Here is a 272-nt window from a genome sequence, read left to right as displayed (position 1 = left end):
ATTTCGGACATTACGGTACGCACATCAGCAAAGTCGACGTTCATCAGACCAGGGCGGGTGATCAGTTCTGCAATCCCCTGCACTGCGCCTTTGAGGACGTCATTGGCCGCACCGAAGGCGTCCAACAGAGAAATGCCACGACCCAACACTTTCAACAACTTGTCATTAGGAATGGTGATCAAGGAGTCAACGTGTTTGGACAGCTCAGCGATACCCTGCTCCGCGAAAGCCATACGTTTTTTGCCTTCAAAATTGAAAGGCTTAGTCACGAC

The 272-nt window shown here is 50.7% G+C and carries 1 pseudogene; it reads right to left on the bottom strand.

What is annotated here, in order from left to right:
- A pseudogene (locus tag KMS84_RS44565) lies at positions 1 to 272 on the bottom strand (cell division protein FtsZ); the annotation flags it as partial.

Origin of the sequence: Streptomyces hilarionis (assembly GCF_024539675.1) — a bacterium.
GTDB classification, from domain to species: domain Bacteria; phylum Actinomycetota; class Actinomycetes; order Streptomycetales; family Streptomycetaceae; genus Streptomyces; species Streptomyces hilarionis.
The sequence above is the reverse complement of the archived record's forward strand: the minus strand, read 5'-3'. Positions and strand labels throughout refer to the sequence as shown.